General features: G+C 40.2%; 19 protein-coding genes and 2 pseudogenes. 13 read left to right on the forward strand and 8 right to left on the reverse strand.

What is annotated here, in order from left to right:
• The first annotated feature begins 109 nt into the window (after positions 1–109).
• Both JOD45_RS01485 and JOD45_RS01490 read left to right on the forward strand, forming a co-directional pair.
• Positions 110–379 carry a hypothetical protein gene (locus JOD45_RS01485; RefSeq protein ID WP_205002069.1) on the forward strand — a complete coding sequence of 90 codons (270 nt, stop codon included), beginning with the start codon at positions 110–112 and terminating at the stop codon, positions 377–379.
• A 147-nt stretch (positions 380–526) separates the two neighbouring features.
• Positions 527–1840 carry an amidohydrolase family protein gene (locus tag JOD45_RS01490; RefSeq protein ID WP_205002070.1) on the forward strand — a complete coding sequence of 438 codons (1314 nt, stop codon included), beginning with the start codon at positions 527–529 and terminating at the stop codon, positions 1838–1840.
• A 329-nt stretch (positions 1841–2169) separates the two neighbouring features.
• On the opposite strand, the pseudogene JOD45_RS16465 reads toward JOD45_RS01490, so the two are convergent.
• Positions 2170–2250: pseudogene (locus tag JOD45_RS16465) on the reverse strand (YjcZ family sporulation protein); the annotation flags it as partial.
• Between the two features lie 395 nt (positions 2251–2645).
• On the opposite strand from JOD45_RS16465, the gene JOD45_RS01500 reads away from it, so the two are divergent.
• Positions 2646–2897, forward strand: a complete 252-nt coding sequence (locus JOD45_RS01500; protein ID WP_205002071.1) for a phage holin family protein — start codon at positions 2646–2648, stop codon at positions 2895–2897.
• 41 nt (positions 2898–2938) lie between these two features.
• Here JOD45_RS01500 and JOD45_RS01505 read toward each other — a convergent pair whose 3' ends face one another.
• A complete protein-coding gene (locus JOD45_RS01505; RefSeq protein ID WP_338056006.1) occupies positions 2939–4198 on the reverse strand; it encodes an MFS transporter in 1260 nt (419 codons plus the stop codon).
• Positions 4199–4500: 302 nt separating this feature from the next.
• Here JOD45_RS01505 and ilvA point away from each other — a divergent pair, with 302 nt between their 5' ends.
• From ilvA to JOD45_RS01520, 3 genes are all read left to right on the forward strand, one after another.
• A complete protein-coding gene (ilvA, locus tag JOD45_RS01510; RefSeq protein ID WP_205002072.1) occupies positions 4501–5760 on the forward strand; it encodes a threonine ammonia-lyase IlvA in 1260 nt (419 codons plus the stop codon).
• A gap of 231 nt (positions 5761–5991) precedes the next feature.
• On the forward strand, positions 5992–7503 hold the full coding sequence (locus JOD45_RS01515) for an MDR family MFS transporter (RefSeq protein WP_205002073.1): 1512 nt from the start codon (positions 5992–5994) through the stop codon (positions 7501–7503).
• Between the two features lie 210 nt (positions 7504–7713).
• The gene (locus JOD45_RS01520; RefSeq protein ID WP_205002074.1) at positions 7714–8151 is read left to right on the forward strand and encodes a DUF5381 family protein; all 438 of its coding nucleotides are present in this window, start codon (positions 7714–7716) and stop codon (positions 8149–8151) included.
• 484 nt (positions 8152–8635) lie between these two features.
• Here the strand turns inward: JOD45_RS01520 and JOD45_RS01525 are convergent, their stop codons facing one another.
• The 3 genes from JOD45_RS01525 to JOD45_RS01535 form a co-directional block, all read right to left on the reverse strand.
• Positions 8636–9115, reverse strand: a complete 480-nt coding sequence (locus JOD45_RS01525) for a GNAT family N-acetyltransferase (RefSeq protein ID WP_239548988.1) — start codon at positions 9113–9115, stop codon at positions 8636–8638.
• A 10-nt stretch (positions 9116–9125) separates the two neighbouring features.
• Positions 9126–10310 (reverse strand): MFS transporter, encoded by a 1185-nt coding sequence (locus tag JOD45_RS01530; protein WP_338056007.1) that lies wholly within the window; start codon positions 10308–10310, stop codon positions 9126–9128.
• A gap of 77 nt (positions 10311–10387) precedes the next feature.
• Positions 10388–10948, reverse strand: a complete 561-nt coding sequence (locus tag JOD45_RS01535) for a TetR/AcrR family transcriptional regulator (RefSeq protein ID WP_205002076.1) — start codon at positions 10946–10948, stop codon at positions 10388–10390.
• 321 nt (positions 10949–11269) lie between these two features.
• Here JOD45_RS01535 and JOD45_RS01540 point away from each other — a divergent pair.
• The 3 genes and pseudogenes from JOD45_RS01540 to JOD45_RS01550 form a co-directional block, all read left to right on the forward strand.
• Positions 11270–11578: pseudogene (locus JOD45_RS01540) on the forward strand (hypothetical protein); the annotation flags it as partial.
• Between the two features lie 73 nt (positions 11579–11651).
• Entirely contained in the window at positions 11652–12551 is a 900-nt protein-coding gene (locus tag JOD45_RS01545; RefSeq protein WP_205002078.1) for an SDR family oxidoreductase, read from the forward strand.
• A 268-nt stretch (positions 12552–12819) separates the two neighbouring features.
• Complete coding sequence (locus JOD45_RS01550) at positions 12820–13509, forward strand: aspartate/glutamate racemase family protein (protein WP_205002079.1); 690 nt, start codon at positions 12820–12822, stop codon at positions 13507–13509.
• 160 nt (positions 13510–13669) lie between these two features.
• Here the strand turns inward: JOD45_RS01550 and JOD45_RS01555 are convergent, their stop codons facing one another.
• Both JOD45_RS01555 and JOD45_RS01560 read right to left on the reverse strand, forming a co-directional pair.
• Positions 13670–14296, reverse strand: a complete 627-nt coding sequence (locus JOD45_RS01555) for a YcnI family copper-binding membrane protein (protein WP_205002080.1) — start codon at positions 14294–14296, stop codon at positions 13670–13672.
• A gap of 8 nt (positions 14297–14304) precedes the next feature.
• Entirely contained in the window at positions 14305–15894 is a 1590-nt protein-coding gene (locus tag JOD45_RS01560; RefSeq protein WP_205002081.1) for a copper resistance CopC/CopD family protein, read from the reverse strand.
• A 184-nt stretch (positions 15895–16078) separates the two neighbouring features.
• On the opposite strand from JOD45_RS01560, the gene JOD45_RS01565 reads away from it, so the two are divergent.
• A complete protein-coding gene (locus JOD45_RS01565; RefSeq protein ID WP_205002082.1) occupies positions 16079–16663 on the forward strand; it encodes a DeoR family transcriptional regulator in 585 nt (194 codons plus the stop codon).
• Between the two features lie 112 nt (positions 16664–16775).
• Here JOD45_RS01565 and JOD45_RS01570 read toward each other — a convergent pair whose 3' ends face one another.
• Positions 16776–17111: a DUF1516 family protein gene (locus JOD45_RS01570; protein WP_205002083.1), complete on the reverse strand. Its 336-nt coding sequence runs from the start codon at positions 17109–17111 to the stop codon at positions 16776–16778.
• Between the two features lie 310 nt (positions 17112–17421).
• Between JOD45_RS01570 and JOD45_RS01575 the strand changes: the two genes are divergently transcribed.
• The 3 genes from JOD45_RS01575 to JOD45_RS01585 are packed head-to-tail and all read left to right on the forward strand — an operon-like array spanning position 17422 to position 20050.
• Positions 17422–18393 carry a metal ABC transporter solute-binding protein, Zn/Mn family gene (locus JOD45_RS01575; RefSeq protein ID WP_205002084.1) on the forward strand — a complete coding sequence of 324 codons (972 nt, stop codon included), beginning with the start codon at positions 17422–17424 and terminating at the stop codon, positions 18391–18393.
• A gap of 1 nt (position 18394) precedes the next feature.
• Positions 18395–19153: a metal ABC transporter ATP-binding protein gene (locus JOD45_RS01580; RefSeq protein WP_205002085.1), complete on the forward strand. Its 759-nt coding sequence runs from the start codon at positions 18395–18397 to the stop codon at positions 19151–19153.
• 12 nt (positions 19154–19165) lie between these two features.
• Entirely contained in the window at positions 19166–20050 is an 885-nt protein-coding gene (locus JOD45_RS01585; protein ID WP_205002086.1) for a metal ABC transporter permease, read from the forward strand.
• Positions 20051–20060 lie beyond the last annotated feature (10 nt).

Here is a 20060-nt window from a genome sequence, read left to right on the forward strand (position 1 = left end):
AATGGCATTTTAAACAAAAATTTATTTTTTCTCTTTGCCGCAAGTCATAAACGTTCCATCGGCAAACATACCATCAAATAGTAAGACGGAGGGCAAAGGGAGGAAAAAGATGGCGGATTTGCTTTCAATCCATTTTGGAGCGTATATTGCTTTAGCTTTTGTTCTCTATGCTATTCATGAGGCAACGGGGATACACAATCGCTATATTCCGATTGCAGCGGTTATTTTAGGTTTTTTATTTGCCTGGTTCGAGGCAGGGGAAGTCACGCCGCACGTTTTATTGAAAGGCATTCAATACGGCTTATATGGTGTAGGTTCAGTCGCAACGGTTAAATATGTGCTTGAAAAAGCGGAGAAAGATCCTAAGAAAAAAGAATAATAAAGGGGCTGAAAAGACTTCTTTTTTCGAAGTCTTTTTTTATCGCATTCATGGACTGTCCCCCCATCATCCAATGAAAAATAGCTTCTCTATGATACTTTTTTGTATTATAATGTTGAAATATCATTGATTTTTGGGGGTTTTTAAATGAAATTGACAGCGTATGTCAATGCGACTTTTTTTACAATGAATCATGAAAATGACATCCTTGAAAACGGGATGATGCTCGTTGAAGGAGAAAAAATTAAATATATAGGGCCAAAAACAGAAGAAAAATGTCAAGAGGCCGATCGAATTGTTGATTTGTCAGGAAAATGGGTGATGCCTGGTCTCGTTAATGTCCATTCGCATATTGTGATGACGATTTTACGCGGGATTGGCGATGATATGTTATTGCAGCCGTGGCTGGAAACAAGGATTTGGCCGCTCGAAGCGCAATTTACGACGGAAATCGCCCAGACCAGCACTCAGCTTGGTTTGCTTGAAATGGTAAAAAACGGAACAACAACATTTTCGGATATGTTTAACCCCAATGGCATTGATGTGGACGCGGTGATGCATACCATCGGTGAAACGGGAGTCCGCGGTGCCTTCTCATTTACTATTTTCAGCTTTGGCACAGAAGAGGATCAGCGTGCCAATTTAGCCGGTGCCGAACGATTCGCCAAAAATTATAAAAGCTTTGCGGATGGACGGCTGACGACGATGGCGGCTCCGCACAGTCCTTATTCCTGCACACCTAAAGCGTTGGAAGAAAGCGCCAGAATCGCTAAGGAAAACGGAATCATGGGGCACATTCACATTTCGGAAACGGAATATGAAGTGAAAGACATATTAAATCGCTATGGTGTTCGTCCAGTTGAACATATTCGCCGTTCAGGATTGTTTGACCAGCCGACTGTTATGGCTCACGGTGTTGTGCTTAACGATGAAGATCGTGAACTGATGAAGCAGTATGATGTCAGGGTGGCGCATAATCCGATCAGTAATTTGAAGCTTGGTTCCGGAATAGCCGATGTTTGCAGCATGCTTGATGCAGGAATAAAAGTCGGTATTGCAACAGACGGCGTCGCTTCAAATAATAATTTCGATATGTTTGAAGAAACAAGAACCTGTGCGCTGCTGCAAAAAGGCACGTATAAGGACGCGACAAAACTGACGGCGCCGACAGCATTGCAAATGGCGACTCGCCTTGGGGCTGAAGTTATTGGCATGGAGGACACAGGATCTCTTGAAGCAGGGAAATATGCAGATTTCATTACAATCGCAGCGAAGGATAAGCCTCATCTTCAACCGTTCAGTGAAGCTTACTCTCATTTGCTATATGCTGCAAAGGGGTCAGATGTCTCTGATGTTTATATAAATGGAAAAGAGATTGTCCGAAATGGCGAATGCTTAACCATAGACGAGGAAAAAGTCATTTTTGAAACTAACCGCTTGCAGAAAACATTGTCCTATTAACTTTTAATGGGAATAACCGTTTCTTATGACAACGGTTATTCCTTTTTCAATTTTTGTTCAAATGATGAAGATCTCTCGTCATTTTCATTTGATATAATAAAGGTGATCAAATTTATAAAAGGAGACATGATCGTGGCAATCATAGCGAACTTTTTAATACTCTTATGTGTGCTTCCGCTATTTATCATTATTGGCGTCATGTTTAAGAAACTAAAGCAAAAGAAATAATACGGTGGTTTTGCTTTAAGAAAGACCTTCGACGGACAACAGCGCCATCGAAAGCCTTTTTTAAAAAAGAGGCAAAGCGGTTTGCCTCCTAATAAACCATTTTAGTATACGTAAGCAGTGCCTACAATGATGAGAAGGATGAATAGGACGACAATGAGCGCGAATCCGTTAGCGCCGTATCCGCAGCCATAGCCGCATCCATAACCATAACCGTATCCGCCGTAACCAATACCTCTGCATCCGCCGCATCCGTATCCGTAACCGGCAGGATAACCATAAACGCCTTTACCAAAGTAGCCCATGACATTCAACTCCTTTAAAAAGATACTGTATCATATGTCCCTCCTTCAAATGCTGAATAGAGCAAATATAACGGTTTTTTATAAATGTGCGTTTGCCTATGATATTTATTTAAAGAATGTCCGGATTTCCACTTTGCTCCTAATAGCTTGGCCCTATCGTCTGCAACAGGCCGGCATATGATTTATTGAGGGTGCAAAATCATTTATACCATTCATATTCATTATCAGCTTCCTCATTTTGTACCCTCAACCTTAATCTTATGGGAGCGATTGAAATGGATGATTTATTATCCATTCATTTTGGGGTCTATGCGGCTTTAGCGTTCGTTCTCTATGCCATTCATCAGACAACGCATATCCAAAATCGTTATATCCCGATGATAGCTCTTGGATTAGGTGTTTTTTTATCCTGGCTTCAGGCCGGTTCTATCGGTTATCATGTTTTGTTGACTGGCATCAGATATGCATTGTATGGCATGGGAACAGTGGCAACAATCAAGTATTTATTAAAGAAATTTGAGGAATAGCTGATAAAGCAGAAGCCGCTGCGGCTTCTGCTGATTCTTTTTTAATCAAACCGGCGAATGCTGGGCACCGTTAGAACAGCTATAACGGTTAGAATAATTAAGACAGATAAGAGAATCATCGCTGAAATTTGGCCAAGCCAGTCCGCCGACCAGCCAATAACCAGATATCCAACAGGCATTAGCGCAAATGAGCCCAGGAAGTCAAGGCTGGCAACACGTCCGAAGGCTTCCTCTGGCACAAGTTCTTGTAAGCTCGTTTCCCAGATCAAGCCAAAGAACATGATGCCAAAGCCTTCAACAGCCATAATGAACACAAGAAAGGGCTTCCAAGATATAAACGCCATTGAAAAAAGCATCAACCCGCTTAGCAAGACGCCGCTGTATGCTATCATCCCCCGATGATGCCACCGATCTTTTGAACCAAATATAAGAGCAGCTGCCATAGCGCCGATGCCGGAGAAAGTCATCGCTAAGCCGTAGGCTGACGGTTTAAATTGATAGTGAACATTAAGCAGCCAAGGGACTAAGACAGCTGTTGCGCCGCCGTAACAAATATTAATGAAAGAAAAGGCTAAGATGGTTATCCACAGCCAAGGATGTTTTTTAAGTACTGAAATCCCTTCAGTAAAATCTTTTTTTAAATGAAATGGCGCTGCTGATGTTTCCGGTCTGTTCATTGTGATGTGCCTTAGAAAAATAAGACAGCCGAACGAAAATAAATAAGTTAAAGCGTCTAATCCAAAACCAATGCCTGAAGAAGCTGTTGAGACAATAAGCCCCCCGACGGCAGGTCCAATCAATCGGGCCCCTTGGTTAGATATCTGCGTTAAAGCGTTTGCGGCATTTCTGATTTTTGGTACGAATACTTTCGCCCGGAGCGCCGAATAAGCCGGTTGAAATACGCCGTCCATTAAACCGTAAACAGCAACAAATAAGAATAAAATCTGAATGGTCAATGCACCGGTCAGGATAAGAACCATCGCTGCAATCATAATGATAAAACGGACGATATCAGTAAACATCATCACTTTCACCCGGTTTAGGCGATCAACAATAATTCCAGAAAAGGCCAGTACAAGAACATTTGGAAGCATATAAAGCGCCATCACTGTACCCATAATGACTGTCGAACCTGTTAAAGAATAGACAATAATCGGCAAGATAACCAATGTTACAGAACTGCCGAAAACACTAAGCAGCTGTCCGAGCCACAGAAAAGTAAAATCCCGCGATTGTGTAATAGGCGAAATGAAGGTTTTCATGTAATGAGGCCTTCGCTCTCTTTGAATCTCGCTCTGCACGTTCAACACCTCTTCAAACAATAAGTTTATTTAATTGTAACCTAAAAAAGAAATTATTGGAATATTAAGCAAATATATAGTCCTCATGAGTTGAAAAATGCTGGTGCGGGCCAGCCTTTTTTACTTGGAAGAAGTTATGCTGCTTCGCCTTTGTTATAAAAACAGATAGAAAATATAAAAAAGAATAATATTTTTTGTTTGTTAGCGCTTGCTGGTCTTTTCAAAATAAAACAATATGTTAAAATATTTCTTAAATATATTTGTGCTGATTTTGAGTAACTACATAAGAAAGGGATCTTAACATGACGAAATTACTGAGCCAAATCCGCATCGAGGATATTATGATCGCGAATCAAACACTGAAAGATGTTGTCGTTAAGACACCATTACAAAGAAATGAATTATTATCTAAACGGTATGATTGCAATGTCTATTTAAAAAGGGAAGATTTGCAGGTTGTTCGTTCATTCAAAATACGGGGCGCCTATAATTTAATGAAAAGCCTTTCTGAAGATGAATTAGAAAAAGGTGTTGTTTGCGCAAGCGCCGGGAATCATGCCCAAGGCGTTGCTTACAGCTGCAAAATTCTAGGCGTTTACGGCAAAATTTTCATGCCGACAACAACGCCAAGACAAAAGGTTAATCAAGTTAAATTTTTTGGTGAGCCGTTTGTCAAAGTCATTTTAACCGGAGATACATTTGATGATTCGTTTAACGAAGCAATGAAAGTATGCGAAGAAGAACAGAGCACATTTATCCACCCATTTGACCATTATCGGACGATCACCGGACAAGGAACAGTCGGCGTCGAAATCATCAATGACATGGAAGATGCCATTGACTTTGTCTTTGTCCCTATCGGAGGAGGTGGATTGGCTTCCGGCGTCGGCTCTTACATGAAAAGCATCTGTCCGGAGATTAAGGTAGTCGGTATAGAACCTGCGGGAGCTGCCGGTATGAAACGATCAATCGGCGGGGATAAAGTTATTGAGTTAGAAAAGATTGATAAATTTGTCGATGGCTGTGCCGTAAAAAAAGTCGGCAATCTGACTTTTGATGTCTGCCGCGAGCTCCTTGATGATATGATCGTTGTTCCTGAAGGCAAAGTGTGTACGGCCATTCTTGATTTGTATAATGAAAATGCAATCATTGCGGAGCCTTCCGGTGCATTGCCAATCGCTGCGCTTGACTACTATAAAGATCAGATTAAAGGGAAAAATGTTGTTTGTATTATCAGCGGCGGAAATAACGACATTGACCGCATGCAAGAGATTAAAGAACGCTCGCTTATCCATGAAGGGCTCAAACACTACTTTATTGTTCAGTTTCCCCAGCGCGCCGGCGCATTGCGCAGTTTCATCACCCAAGTGCTCGGCGAGGAAGACGATATTACGCGCTTCGAATATACAAAGAAGAATGATCGGGATAAGGGGCCGGTGCTTGTCGGCATTGAATTAAAACATAAGGAAGATTATGCGCCGTTAATCCGCAGAATGGAGGAAAATGGGTTTTCTTACATGGAAATTAACAAGGATCAGAAACTGTTTAATTTATTAATATAAAAGTTCCGATTATTTTGGAACAGACAGTGAGGCACATATGCTGTCTGTTCTTTTTATTGTATGGAAAATGGCAGGTTAACAGATTCAATAAAATGATGATAGGCGCAAAATTCGCCCGATAAAGATTTGCTTTTCTTTAAATGACTGTTGCAGATCTTATTCTATTGATATTAGAAATGATATAGATTAGAATTTAATCTGTTGCTTAAATATCATGGTTATGAGAGGGGGATGGGGTTGGAGAAAACAAACAAAAATATCGTTATGGCAGGGCTGATGATCGGCACTTTTTTAACGGCTATTGAGGGAACTGTCGTCAGCACGGCGATGCCGAAAATTGTCAGCGATTTGCAAGGCATTCAACTCATGAACTGGGTTTTTTCTATTTATCTGCTTGTTTCCGCTGTAACAACACCGATATTTGGCAAATTAACGGATTTATTTGGCCGAAAAGCTATTTTTAATATCGGTGTCATTTTGTTTTTAATAGGTTCAACTTTATGCGGCTTGTCTCAATCAATGGGACAGTTGATTTTTTTTAGAGCGATTCAAGGCATCGGTGCCGGTGCGATTATGCCGGTGAGTACAACAATCATCGGTGATATATACCCGCCGAAGAAACGGGCCAGTATGCTCGGTCTTATCAGCATGATGTGGGGGATTGCCGGTGTAGCCGGACCGCTTGTCGGCGGTTTTTTCGTCGATCAAGTATCTTGGCATTGGATCTTCTTTATTAATATTCCCTTTGGTCTGATCACGATGTTAATGATTAGCTTAGGTCTAAAAGAGACGATGGAAAAAGAAAAGAAAAGCATCGACTATTTGGGAGCTGCAACATTTGCTGTCAGCATTTTTTCACTCTTATATGCCCTGCAGAAAGCGGGGGAGGACAGACAATGGCTGACACCCGGGATGATAAGCTTATATGTGATTTTTGCCGTTTTCCTCGGGTTATTTATATTGATAGAAAGAAAGGCTGAAGATCCGATCATCCCTTTGGAACTGCTTCGCAAACGGGTGATCATCATTGCTAACTTCATTGCCCTGTTAGTGAGTGCGATTTTGATGGGCGCTAATGTCTATATCCCAATGTGGGTTCAAGGCATTCTTGGCTACAGCGCTACAAATTCGGGCTTTGTTTTAACCCCGATGTCACTAACTTGGATATTTGGTTCTTTCTTATGCAGCCGTTTATTAATCACACGCGGGGCAACGTTCGTTTCGATTATCGGTACGGTCATTATTATTATCAGCTCAGTGTGGTTTACAATGCTGTCGGTTACGAGTTCCCAAATCCAATTTTATTTAATTACTGCTATTGAAGGTATTGGATGCGGATTGCTTATTACTCTCTGTACGGTTTGTGTTCAATCTTCGGTCAGTTGGAAAATGCGCGGGGCATCTACGGCTTCTAATATGTTCTTTCGTAATGTAGGGCAAACAGTCGGCGTTGCGGTGATGGGCACTTATTTCAATTCGATCGTTAACTCAAGCGTCAGCTCGTATAATCATTCCCATAATGAAAAGCTGAGTATCAGTCAGCTAAATGAACTGATTAATCCCCAAAATGCCGTCAAGCTCACAAACGCTATCGAACATTCTTTAAAAGAAATGCTTGTATCAGCCATTCATGATATCTTTATACTTGTTTTAGTTTTATCTATTATTGCATTTATCATTTCGTTCTTTTTGCCGCGGTTAGAACCGGAGGCAGAACAAGAGAAGGAAAGAATGGCCGATTAAAAAGACGTCTTTTGAAAAAGGACGTCTTTTTAATAAAATGCCAAGATTAGCTCTATTTAAATCATTCCTGAACAAATGATCTTAACAAGCCATTAAATTGACCCTATAACGACTGTGGCAGTTGTGCTTGTCGTTCTAATGGCAAGTAAAAACGGAATATACAAAAGAACACATAGCTTAATCATTGATAATTTGTAAGGAGTGGCTGCAGTGCACTTGAAATTTGATACAAAACTTTACATTTGGAGATTATTTCTTATTATTTTCTTGACCGTGGCAGGTATTTTTGTGTTCATATTCCGCGATACGATCTCCAATCCTACCCAAAGGTGGATGATCAAAGGATTTTTAATCATTGGTGTACCCGGCATACTTGTCATGTTATATACATATATCACTTTTTTCTTTAGAGGGATACGCCAATCCATTTATTTTGATGATCATAATGTCACAATAAATAATAACACGATTCCTATAAAAGAAATCTCCACTGTTCAATTCAAAAGCAAAAGCTTTTCCATTATCGGTATTCCTTGCCCTGCTATTCTTGTCAAAGATATTGAGGGTAAAGAATATGAGTTTACTAACTACCTATGTATTAAAGAAGAGCAATTTCATGAGTGTTACAAAGCGTTAAAAAAAAGTTAGCTAATTGTCAAGACGTAATTGATAAAAGGGCAATTAAACTAACAATTCCTAGAATGACAACAAATAGAAAAGATAGTATTAGACGGAAAACGGCACGTTTATTTTTATGTTCATCGAAAAAAATGGCGGGAATCATTTCAAGTACAAGAAAAAGACATTGAAAGATATATAAGCAATAAGGAATGGCTACAATAAAACTGGATCCAAAAAGAGATTTTAAAAGAATAGTAGCCAATATTTCAATGATTAAAAGAAGAATGTACACCCAGCTTTTTTTAAAAAAATGATAAACATATTGATCTGACCTTAGCGGTTTTCCAAAAAAATAAAAAATAGCAAGAAGAATTAATATAATGATAATTGATATTATCATAGAAAACCCCTTTCAATTTTGAGATTAATATAAATGATAACATGCCATGCAATGATCCAGGCGGCAAAAAAGCGCCCTTGAACAATTCAAGGGCGCTTCTTGGCCTTTAAATTAAAAGGATTGAGAAATATCAAGCATCATAACCGCTTCACCGCAATCCATTTCGCCGGTAAGTTTAAATCCGAACGATTCATAAAGTTTTTGGGCGGCGTCATTTTCGGGATGAATGCTTAGATAGATTCGTTTGCATTGGTAAGTTTTTTTGATCAGTTCAATCAACATCGGAAAAGCTCGTTTGCCGTAGCCTTTTCCTTGGTAATGCTGATCTATCATGAAACGGTCAAGCCAAACCTGGTTCGTTCTTAAATCAGTTCCGTACATACCATAGCCGATAGGTGTTTCATTGTCATATATGGCGACGGATTTCCATTCAGGATGGTATTTTGATTGAGCTAAGGAATAACTGTTGTCTTCAATAAATGCATACTGATCTTTCGAAACTGATAATGCGGCGATATCACGCCAATTGTTTGAATTAACCTCACAAATCCGGAGGGTCATTCTTTCATCTCGCTTTCTAGAATTTTTCAAGTTATCATCCTCAGACGCCTCGTTCTCTTATTTTTAGCATACCTGTCAGTAAGGCTGCGAAAATAAGCAATGAGACGCTGACAACCAGCATGGATGTTTTAATCGGTAATAAATCGGCAAGGATTCCGCCGATTAGCGGTCCAAGCATCATGCCGATAGAATCAAAAATGTTAAATAAGGAATAGGCAGCTCCATATGAAGAGCTTCCATCGCGGTCAACGATTTTCCCTAAAGAACCAAGCGTCGGTGACAAGGCAAAACCTATGCCGGCGCCGACGAGAATCATTGCAATGGTTTCTTGCCAGAGCGATTTTGCAACAATCATAAGAGGGATTGTCAGTGCTGACCATAATAAACCGATAATCATAATCATAAATGGATGAAATCTATCTGATAAAGCACCTGATAATGGAGAAACCAATCCATATGACAGGGACATAGCCCCAAATAACAGACCAACTGTTGAAGGTGAAAGATGAAGCTGGTCAGTTAAAAATACCGGAAGCACCGGCTCTAATAAAGATACTGCCGCTTCTGATAAGAGGACGACAAGGATAATAAATAGAACCATAGGATGACGCAAAAACTTTATAGCGCTTGTCGTTTTCTCTTTATAATGACTCGGTTCAACTAAAGTGATGAGCACAATCACTAATACAGAAAAAGCGATTCCTGCGATAACTAAAAACGGCATCATGTATCCGCCGGCATCAAACAGTGCTCCGCCGATCGGCGCCCCTAATAATAAGCCGATGGATATACCGGTAACGGCAATCCCCATCATTGTCCCGCGCAATTTTTGCGGAAATAGATCAGCAATCAGCGCTAACGAGGCAGTGACGTTCGCGGCAGCGGCAACCCCTTGGATAAAGCGGGCGATGATTAGAGACGGCATGGTATGCGCAAACGAAAAGAGCAGCGTAGAAATAATCAGAACAGATAAGCCGAAGAGGATCGGTTTTTTTCGCCCGATTCGGTCAGATAAGGGGCCGAACAGCGGTGTAGCGATTAAAAGACCGATGGCATAGCTGCTGACGAGAAACCCAATCATTGTTGAAGAAGCATTTAATGTCTTCGTTAAATATGGAATCAGCGGAATAATCAAGCTGTAAAGCATTGTATCCATAAAAAGAATGGAAAGAGCAATGCATAAACCGAGCATCTGCTGCCGGTTTATTGTTTTTTTGAAAAACACAATGTCACCTCAAAATCTTTAAAAACTATTTTTGTTTTCGTAGTTTCCATATGTTAAAAGAAAAGAATAAAAGAAAATTAACTTTTATTCTCAACAGCTAAACCATGCAACAAAATATCAACAATTGAAGACAATGCTTCTTGAACGGAGATATTATTTTTTAGAAAAAATGTTTGGTCGAGTGTAGCGTTTGTAGAATCAATAAGTAATTTCATGATAAGATCGACATTCATATCCTTAATAAGGCCTTCTTGAATCCCTTGCTCGATCAGTACCCTGAGTTCATCCCAATCATTTAATCCAGCATGGACAATCCTCCACTGCTCGGGATAATATTTTTTCATTTGATCAAGCACTCTTAAGTCGAGAAATTCAACATGATTGGGTACAACGGTAATCACACCTTTGATTTTATCCATTAAGGATAAACTGTCATCTTCGACAATTTTTTTCGTTTGTTCATCAACATCATTAAAAGTCTGTTCAATAATAGCATCCAAGATATCAACCTTTGAAGAAAAATGTTGATAAAGGGTTCGCTTGCTGATGCCAAGACGGCCAGCCAAATCATCCATCGTAAATTTCATGCCTTTATCTTTGATCTCTTCAATATATCCGTGCATAATACGATCTTTCATATCAGTCCTCCTGGGTTGAAACTAAATAAACAATAACAGTTTTATTAGTTCAATCACATTCTACCAAAAAGTAAAAAAACTTTCAAGGAGGAGGGGTGAAGAAGAACTGTTCTGATCATTCCTTCAAAAGAAAGTTCATTTTCTTTTATCGTCTCATTTCATTAAAAGGATCAAGCGGAAATACTGTCAAAATATAATATATTCAGCTGCAAACGGCGCACTCATGCTTTTTTAATGATATGCATAACATGAGAAGAGGATTGAGGAAAAGCAGATCATTGTTTTTCAGATAATTCAAAAAACGAGGGAGAATATGAATAATTCCGGAAATCTTTCAGAGGTAAGGATCTTAATAACTTGCCTTACCGGGCAAAGGGGTACCCATTTGGTCCAATCTTTTCATTCATTCTATGTTTGTTGATTATTGCCGGTCAGGGGTACACCTCTTTCATTGGTTCATCCGTCGACTGGCAGGGGCTTTTAGTCTCTTATATTAGTTTGCCTTTATTTATCATGACATGGCTTATTTATAAATTTGTTAAGAAAACAAAGGTCGTGGCGCTTAAAGAATGTGACTTTACTCACGCGGAGTCATTAACTTCTGAAGAATTTGGCGGGACCGGCAACTGATATTTCCTTAGAACATCATTCTTCAAAATGAATATCCTAACCATAGACAATGGCCTATGGAAAGGAGCCTCAAATGTATCCTGAATATCCATATTACGGTAAATTAGAAGAGTGCATTGATATTCCGATAACTTTTCCGCCGCAGCATCAAAGCAAACAACCGGGGCTGGAATATGTGATGGATCCGCCGCCAATAGCGGAAAATCCTCATTATAAAGGCAGTGGAAAATTAAAGGATAAAGTAGCCATTATAACCGGAGGAGACAGCGGAATAGGCCGTGCCGCAAGCATTGCATTTGCTAAGGAAGGCGCCGATGTTGTTATCGTCTATTTGTGTGAAGATGAGGACGCCGAGTGGACCAAAATGCGGATTGAGTCATTCGGCAGGCGCTGTTTATTGTTAAGAAAAGATTTAAGGGATCCTTATATGGCGTATTCTGCGGTCAAGGAAACCATAGAGACATTTGGCCGGTTAAATATTTTAGTCAATAACTGCGCTGTGCAATTTCCCAGAAAAAGCCTGATCGATATTTCAATTGAGCAGTTGATCACAACATTCCAAACGAATATCTTTTCATATTTTTATATGGCAAAAGCTTCGCTCCCTTATCTTAACCGCGGCGATACGATTATTAACACCTCATCTGTAACCGCATATGAAGGAGAAAAACATTTAATTGATTACTCATCGACAAAGGGAGCGATAGTGTCCTTCACGCGTTCATTGGCACTATCTTTGGTTGAAAAAGGCATACGTGTCAATGCTGTGGCACCCGGTCCGATTTGGACGCCGCTCATTCCTTCGTCTTTCTCTAGTGAACATGTCAAGACATTTGGATATAATACGCCGATGAAGCGGGCGGGCCAGCCGTTTGAATTGGCGCCGGCATATGTTTACCTTGCTTCAGAAGATTCAGCTTATGTTTCAGGTCAAGTTCTCCATGTTAACGGGGGAACAATTGTAAGTTCCTAATAAAACGAGATGAAGATAATCATAGTTTAATTTGATTCATTTTCGGGAATGCATAAATATTCCCTTTATATGATATCCCGTTCTGATTTTCGCAATAATATTCTCGGGTATAAAGGGTTTTCATCCAATAACATCGAACATCATAATAACTCAAAATAAAAAGCGGCTGGCAAAGGATTTGTTAACATCTTTGTCAATTCGCCGAGAGATAAATTGAGAATAGCAGCATAGACTGTTATATTAAAAACAACTTTCGAGGTGACGTGATATGAAAACAATCGGTATCATTGGCGGCATAACTTGGGAATCAACTGTTGCCTATTATGAAAGGATAAATCAGCTTGTCAATCAGAAATTAGGCAAAAATCATTCTGCAAAGTGCCTTATAAATAGTTTGAACTATGAAGATGTCAATCATTACCTTGAAACGGGCAAATGGGATCAAGTCGAGCGCGTCACATCCCAGGCGGCAAAAATTTTGGAACAAGGCGGTGCAGATTTAATCATTATTGCTTCAAATACGATGCATAAAGTGGCGGATTTGGTTCAGCATCATATTGCAGTACCGGTTCTCCATATTATTGATCCGCTTGTTGAAGCTTGCGAAAAGAAAGGGGCCGGAACAATCGGCCTGGTCGGAACAATATATACAATGGAGGATACCTTTTACATTGAAAAATTAAATGAACGCGGGCTGCAGGTTGTGATACCTGATGAGGAAGACCGCGACTTGATTCATGACATCATATTAAGCGAACGAAAGCATGGCAAAGTGTCTGAAAGGGAAAGGCGGGATACGCTTCAAATCATGCAAAGGCTTGTTGATAATGGGGCTGACAGCATTGTGATCGGCTGTACTAAAGGAGATTTTATTCATCAAGACGATGTGAATGTACCGCTGTATCATACGACCAATCTTCATGTAGAGAAAATTGTAAGCACAGCATTAGAAAAATAGACAGACAGCCCCATTCAATAGTGAGCCATAGTGATTTTTTCGCAGCCTTAGCATTAGGCTGCTATTTTTGCTTAAGGGAGGGGCCGGCTGTAAAATTGACTCAGAGTTGCCGGAATAAAAGCATGCGCCAGAAGCTGGTAATCTTCTGGCGCTCTAATCATTATTTTTTCTTTTTAGTCAGGGTAATGATAAAGGCAATGATGCTGATTGCCACCGCTATAATAGAGAGGTACAATGGCCAGCCGCTGTCAGCAGTTTTCGGCTCTGCCTGATTATCCTGGCTGTCAGATGCTGCTGCGTTATGATCATCTCCTTCGCCGCTGCCTTTGACTACTTTAGTGACCGGTGCGGGATTATCTCCTCCGGCTTCTTGAATCCATTTGACAACGCTGCCGTCTTTATATGTTTGATAAGCTTTCCACTCAAGCTTGTTTGCGTTTGCCGCAATTTTGCCCATAACGCTGAATTCACCAAATTCAGTTGATGACAAGCCTTTTCCTTCTGCTGTCCAAGTGATGTTTGTCACTTTGCCGTCTTTATTTTTTTCAAGGCTGTATTTCCAGCCCGGTACAGGTTCAATTAAACTCACGTCCACTTGCTCAGGCACTCTGATTTTAAGTTTTGTAGTCGGAATATTTTTTTCAGTCGGCACTCTGAAAGTGAACTTTTGATAGCTGTTGGATGGCGCTTGATCAGGTGATACAGTGACATGTGCGCTGGCAATGTTGGCTGTTAGAAACACTGCGGCACACAACGTCGTTAGTATGGATAATAGTTTTTTCAACATAATCCCTCCTATTGATTGACTTGATAAACTTTCATTTGTTTATCCCAAACTGTCTCATCATCATTTTCATTCATGATTCTGATTTCGACAGTCCATTGGCCCGGAACGGACAAGTAAGAACCTTGCCCCTGATAAGTATAAATGCCGTTTGTTTTCTTTCCTTTAAGCGGCACCTTAACTTTCGGAATGTCGGTCTTTCCAGCATGTTTAAGATACAATTGAACATATTGGAGGTCATGCTTTGTCTTTACTTTAACCGTAAAAGTATTGTTAACACCTGGATTCTTTGGTGTGATCATGGCTGTCATATTCAGGCCGTTCTTGTTTGAATGAAGCTTGAATGGCTCATTTTTCGGAAGCGGACTAGAATAGGTCAGTGCGCCAACAATAATGACAATAATGACCATGAGCGTGAAATCGTATTTAAACCAGTGCCTAAATCCTTTGGCATCTTGCTTTTTCAACCGGTTTCTGAGAACAGCTCCGACAACAAAAACAAGAATGACACAACCTGTTTTAATAAGAAGCAAAATCCCCCAAGCTGTCACAAACAAATCTGTTAAGGACGGCAAAAAGTTTATCGTTGTCCAAAGACCGCTGATGACAAGGACAATGAGACTGACAAATGCTGCTTTGGAAAAGACCGGTACGAAGTCCTTAAGCTGTTCCTTGCGCCAATGGGTGATGATCAATAACAAACCGCCTGTCCAAAGGCTGGCCGCGAAAAGATGAATGATATCTAAAATAACATTGACGGCAACCGGCTTTAGGGACAGTGCATGACCGTTAAATCCTTCAAAAACAACAGCCGCGATGACCCATAAGGCATCAAACCATGGCAGCCGGCGAAGGCAAATTGCAGAAACGGCTAAGAAAAACAGCATCAGCACTGAAATGCCGAAGGTTGTGCTAAATAATGCATGTCCTATTGATGATAAATTAAAAGAGTCAACGGCGCTGAATAATTGGACAAATCCTAAACAGACAGCCGAAAGCGCAAAGAACCCTTGGATATATTTGAACCAAAACGACTCTGTCTCACGGTTTGGAAACCCGTGTTTTCTCATCATTAACCGCCAGAAGATCCATCCGGTTAAAGAAAGTAATAGAAAGTAATAAAAGGCGCGCAGCAAAGCATTGCCTATAGATACATGCTGCTCTTGATCAGCGCCGGCGGCAGCCCCGGTTTGGTCTAAATCACTGTTGCCGACCGAAAAAAGGTAAGATGATTCTACCGGATGGCCGTCTGCAGACACAATATGATAGCTGACGGTATATGTACCTTTTTTAAGTTTTGGCACCTTTAACGACAGTGTCCTTTGGTCCTTGGACATGCGTGTTTTTGTTTGAGTGATTTCCCGGCCTTTTTGATCGATTAATTTAATCCAGTATAGTTCTTTTTCCAGCCTTTCATTAAAGGTTAACTTAATTTCCGCAGGCGCTTTCGATAACTGGCTGTTGGCGTCAGGCGAGGCTTGGACAAGGCTCGCATGTGCGTCCGCATGAAAGCTTGGCAAGAAAAAGAAAGCTAAAACAAAAAAACAAGCAAGCAGTTTTACCCAAACTTGTTTATGGAAGGCGCGGTTTGAGAGCATCATTATTTCACCTCCTAATAAGTTAAGCCAATATGTTATAATCAAACAAAATATAACAATCTATAACTTTATTTTAAATGACTTTAACGAGCGCTGAATGGAAAAGTGTGAAGATGCTATGACACTTCTTTGTAAAAACTGAGGCTTTTTTAGATAAATAGAGATACATATTAAAGGAGTGAAGGATATGCTGCCTATTGAGAGGCAAAAACTGATAAAAAAGTGGATTAGCGAAGAAAAGAATTTGAAAATATCTGAACTCAGCAAAAGGTTAAATGTTTCAGAAATGACCATTCACCGTGACGTCCAAACACTTATTAATGAAGGTATCGTTGTTAAGACATTCGGCGGCATATCGCTTTCATCTCATGGAAAGGAAGGGGAAAGAACTGTTCATGACCGCTGTGTATATTGCAACAAGGACATTGATGAACGGCTGAGTGTCCGGTTAATCAAACATGATGGGGAAATAGAAGTGGCTTGCTGCGCACATTGCGGGCTGCTTCGGTTAATCCAGGCGGGCGGCGCCGTCACACAAGGTATTTGCTACGATTTTCTTTTAAATACAACGATCAGTGTTTTTTCGGCGTCCTATGTATTGGAGCCTGATCTTCAAGTGGGATGCTGCTGCCCGCAAATTTTAACATTCGGCGCTTCCGATCTTGCTGAGAGGTTTGTTAGAGGCTTCGGCGGGCGGTGCATGAATTATGAACAAATGATAAAAGAAATCGCAGAATGGTTGGGCCCTGGGCATAAATGCAGATTGACGTAAAAATCTATAAGTTTTATACAGATGATGAACCAGAAGAAAACAATGCTCTAAAATCCCTTTTTAATAAAGAAGAGCCCGGTGCGCCAATCGCAGCGAGCTCTCAATCTTTGATTTAGCCAATGACCTGATAGCCGATGAGCAAAATGATAATTAAAATAATGATAAATAAAATCCAGAAAACGGCCGCTGGTTTTTGTTTTTTTGTACGGACAACGATCATTTCCATTAATCCGATTAATATCAATGCCAAGATGCCTTTCATAATGAAAAGACCCGGCCAGCCGAATTTTGCAAGCATTGCCACGCCTGATACGATCATAACAATATAGAACAAACGTTGCAGCCATAGCGTTATTTTCTGTTTCTTGAAGATGACGCTCAGCAAAAACAAAATCACAAGTATTGCCCATGAATCACCATGCATATGAATAAGCGCATTAAAAGACATGTTTTATCCCCCCGTCAATTGTTTGTGGCATACTAAAATTATGTAAAAAAAGCACATGGAGATACTTTGATTTTATGGGTTGCATGATAAATAATCAATCCATATGTTTAAAATATTTAATTTGTTCACAAACAAAATCAGCATCAAACTGCAGATGATGATTTAGAACACGCAGAATCGCCGTTTTAAAAAATATATATTGACTTATCCACAAAAAAATTTTAAACTACAAATCGTAACGTTTCCGATTTAGTTCGATAACATTGATACATAGATATCATTTAAACAGCACAACTGGGGGGGGAACACCGTGTCAAAGAAAATAATAAGTGCGATGATTGGGCTGGCGGTTAGCTTATGTTTCGTTTTATCAGGATGCAGCCAAGAAAATAACCATGCACAGCAATCGCGCTCAGGTTCAAATATAAAATTATCAATTATGACAAGTACGTACCCGATCTATGACTTTACTAAAGAGATTGCGGGAAACAGGGCGAATGTAACGAACCTTCTGCCGCCGGGTGCTGAACCGCATGCCTATGAACCCACACCGAAAGAAATGGCGAAGATGGCTAACGCTGATTTGATTATTTATAACGGGAGCGGCATAGAATCGTGGATTGATGATGCGAAAAATGCGGTTAACCCAAAGGTGCATTTTTTGAATATGAGCAAACACGTTGATTTATTAACCTTGCAGCAAACCAATGCGGCTCATGCCGGAGAGGATGAAGGCGAGCGCCATTCGAATACAAGTGCCGATCCTCATTTCTGGCAAGACCCGGTCAGAGCTGAAAAGATGGCAAAAGTCATCGAACAAGAGTTAATTAAGCTTGATCCTAAAGGAAAACAAGCGTACGAGAAAAATTATCACGCTTTAGCCGCTAAATTCAATCAATTAAATCAAGAATATAAAGACGCGCTAAAAAATGTTAAGCGCAAAGATATTATCACGTCTCATGCGGCGTTTGGCTATTTGGCCGATAGATATGGATTGAAACAAGTGGCGATTTCGGGCATTTCTCCAGATGAAGAGCCAAGTCCAAAGCAAATCCAGAAAATCATTAACTTTGCGCAAAAGAATCATGTTCGCTATATCATGTTCGAAACATTAGTCAATCCGAAAATCGGAAAAATGGTTGAGGATAAAATCGGAGCTGAGCCGCTGACATTAAATCCAATAGAAAATTTAACCAAAGCGGAGCAACAGAAAGGTGAAGACTATTTCTCAATCATGAAAGAAAATCTCAAAAGCTTGAAAACCGCTTTAGGAAGTGATTAGAATGACGATTAAAACACCAGTGCTTGATCTAGAAAACGTCTCTTTTTCTTATGATAGAAAACCTGTGCTTGAAGACATTAACTTTGGCATTGAACCCGGTGAATTCGTCGGGTTGGTCGGTCCGAACGGGTCGGGGAAAACGACGCTGATTAAAATTATTCTTGGCTTGCTCAAGGCGAATCATGGCGAAGTTCGGCTGTTCGGCCAGCCGCTTTCAAAGTTTAAGAAGCTATCTTGGATAGGCTATGTTTCCCAGAAGTCCAATAGTTTTAATTCGGGCTTTCCTGCGACGGTCTTTGAAGTTGTGTCAATGGGATTATACAGTCAAATGAAATTTTACAAATGGTTTGGAAAAAAAGAAAGGCTGAAGGTATGGGAAGCCTTAGAGAAAGTCGGTATGGAGGATTACGCCAAACAAAATATCGGCCGTTTGTCGGGAGGCCAGCAGCAGCGCGTTTTTATTGCCAGGGCGCTCGTCAGAAATCCTAAGCTGCTCATTCTTGATGAACCGACTGTCGGCGTTGATGCAAAATCCGAAAATGCCTTTTATGATTTAATAGAATCCATGCATAAAGAAAAGTTAGCTATTTTGCTTGTTTCTCATGATATCGGCACGATTACATCCAAAGTAGATAAAGTGCTTTGTCTTAATAAACGGCTTCATTACCATGGAGATCCAAAGCAGTTTGAAATGAACAGGCAAGAAATTTTGACTGATGCTTACGGGCAGCATTTTGAACTGCTTGAGCATCATCATTAAGGGTGAACGGCTATGCTTCAAGACATTTTACAAGTTGATTTTTTACGGTATGCTTTCTTGTCAGGGATAATGATTGGGATAATATGTCCGGTTATCGGTGTATTTATTGTTTTGCGCAAGATGTCCTTGATGGCTGATGGGATGTCGCATATGGCTTTATCAGGTATAGCGGCAGGTCTTGCCTTGCAAAGATACCTTCCGTTTCTTTATTTTATCAATCCATTTTATATCGGCATGTTATTTTCAGTGCTCGGTTCGTTTTGCATCCGTCCCTTGATGAAGCTGTACCCTTTTTATAGAGAGTTTGTTATTCCTATTATTCTGGCATCGGCCATCGGTCTCAGTGTTGTCTTTATTAGTTTGGCTGATGCCTTTAATAAAGATTTGTTCGGCTACTTGTTCGGCAGCTTGATTACAATCTCCCATACCGATTTTCTGGTTGTTTTAATTGTGCTCGTTATTGTGCTGGGGTTTGTGATTTTATGTTACAAACCGCTTTTGATTTTAACGTTTGATGAAGAAGGATCGCTTGTTTCTAAAAGGGGAAAACAAGTGACAGATATTTTATTTACGATGATCGTCGCTCTTGTTGTTTCTGTCACGATGAATATTGTTGGCGTTCTTCTGGTGTCTGCGATGATGATCATTCCAGTCGCAAAAGGCATGCAGTTAGCCAAAAGTTTTAAGCAAGTATTTATTTATTCAATCATCTTTGCCGAATTCGATATTATAGGCGGTCTTGTGGTCTCTTATCAATTTAACTGGTCAACAGGGGGAACGATTGTTGTTCTTGCCTTTGTTCTATTTATGATTGTTTTGCTTATTAAAAAGACCGTTCAATCAATAAGCCGCTCAAAACCAGTCAGTTATTCAAGCGACGAAACGGTAAAATTTTAATTATTGGTGG

This window comes from Scopulibacillus daqui (genome assembly GCF_016908855.1).
Lineage (GTDB): Bacteria > Bacillota > Bacilli > Bacillales > Sporolactobacillaceae > Scopulibacillus_A > Scopulibacillus_A daqui.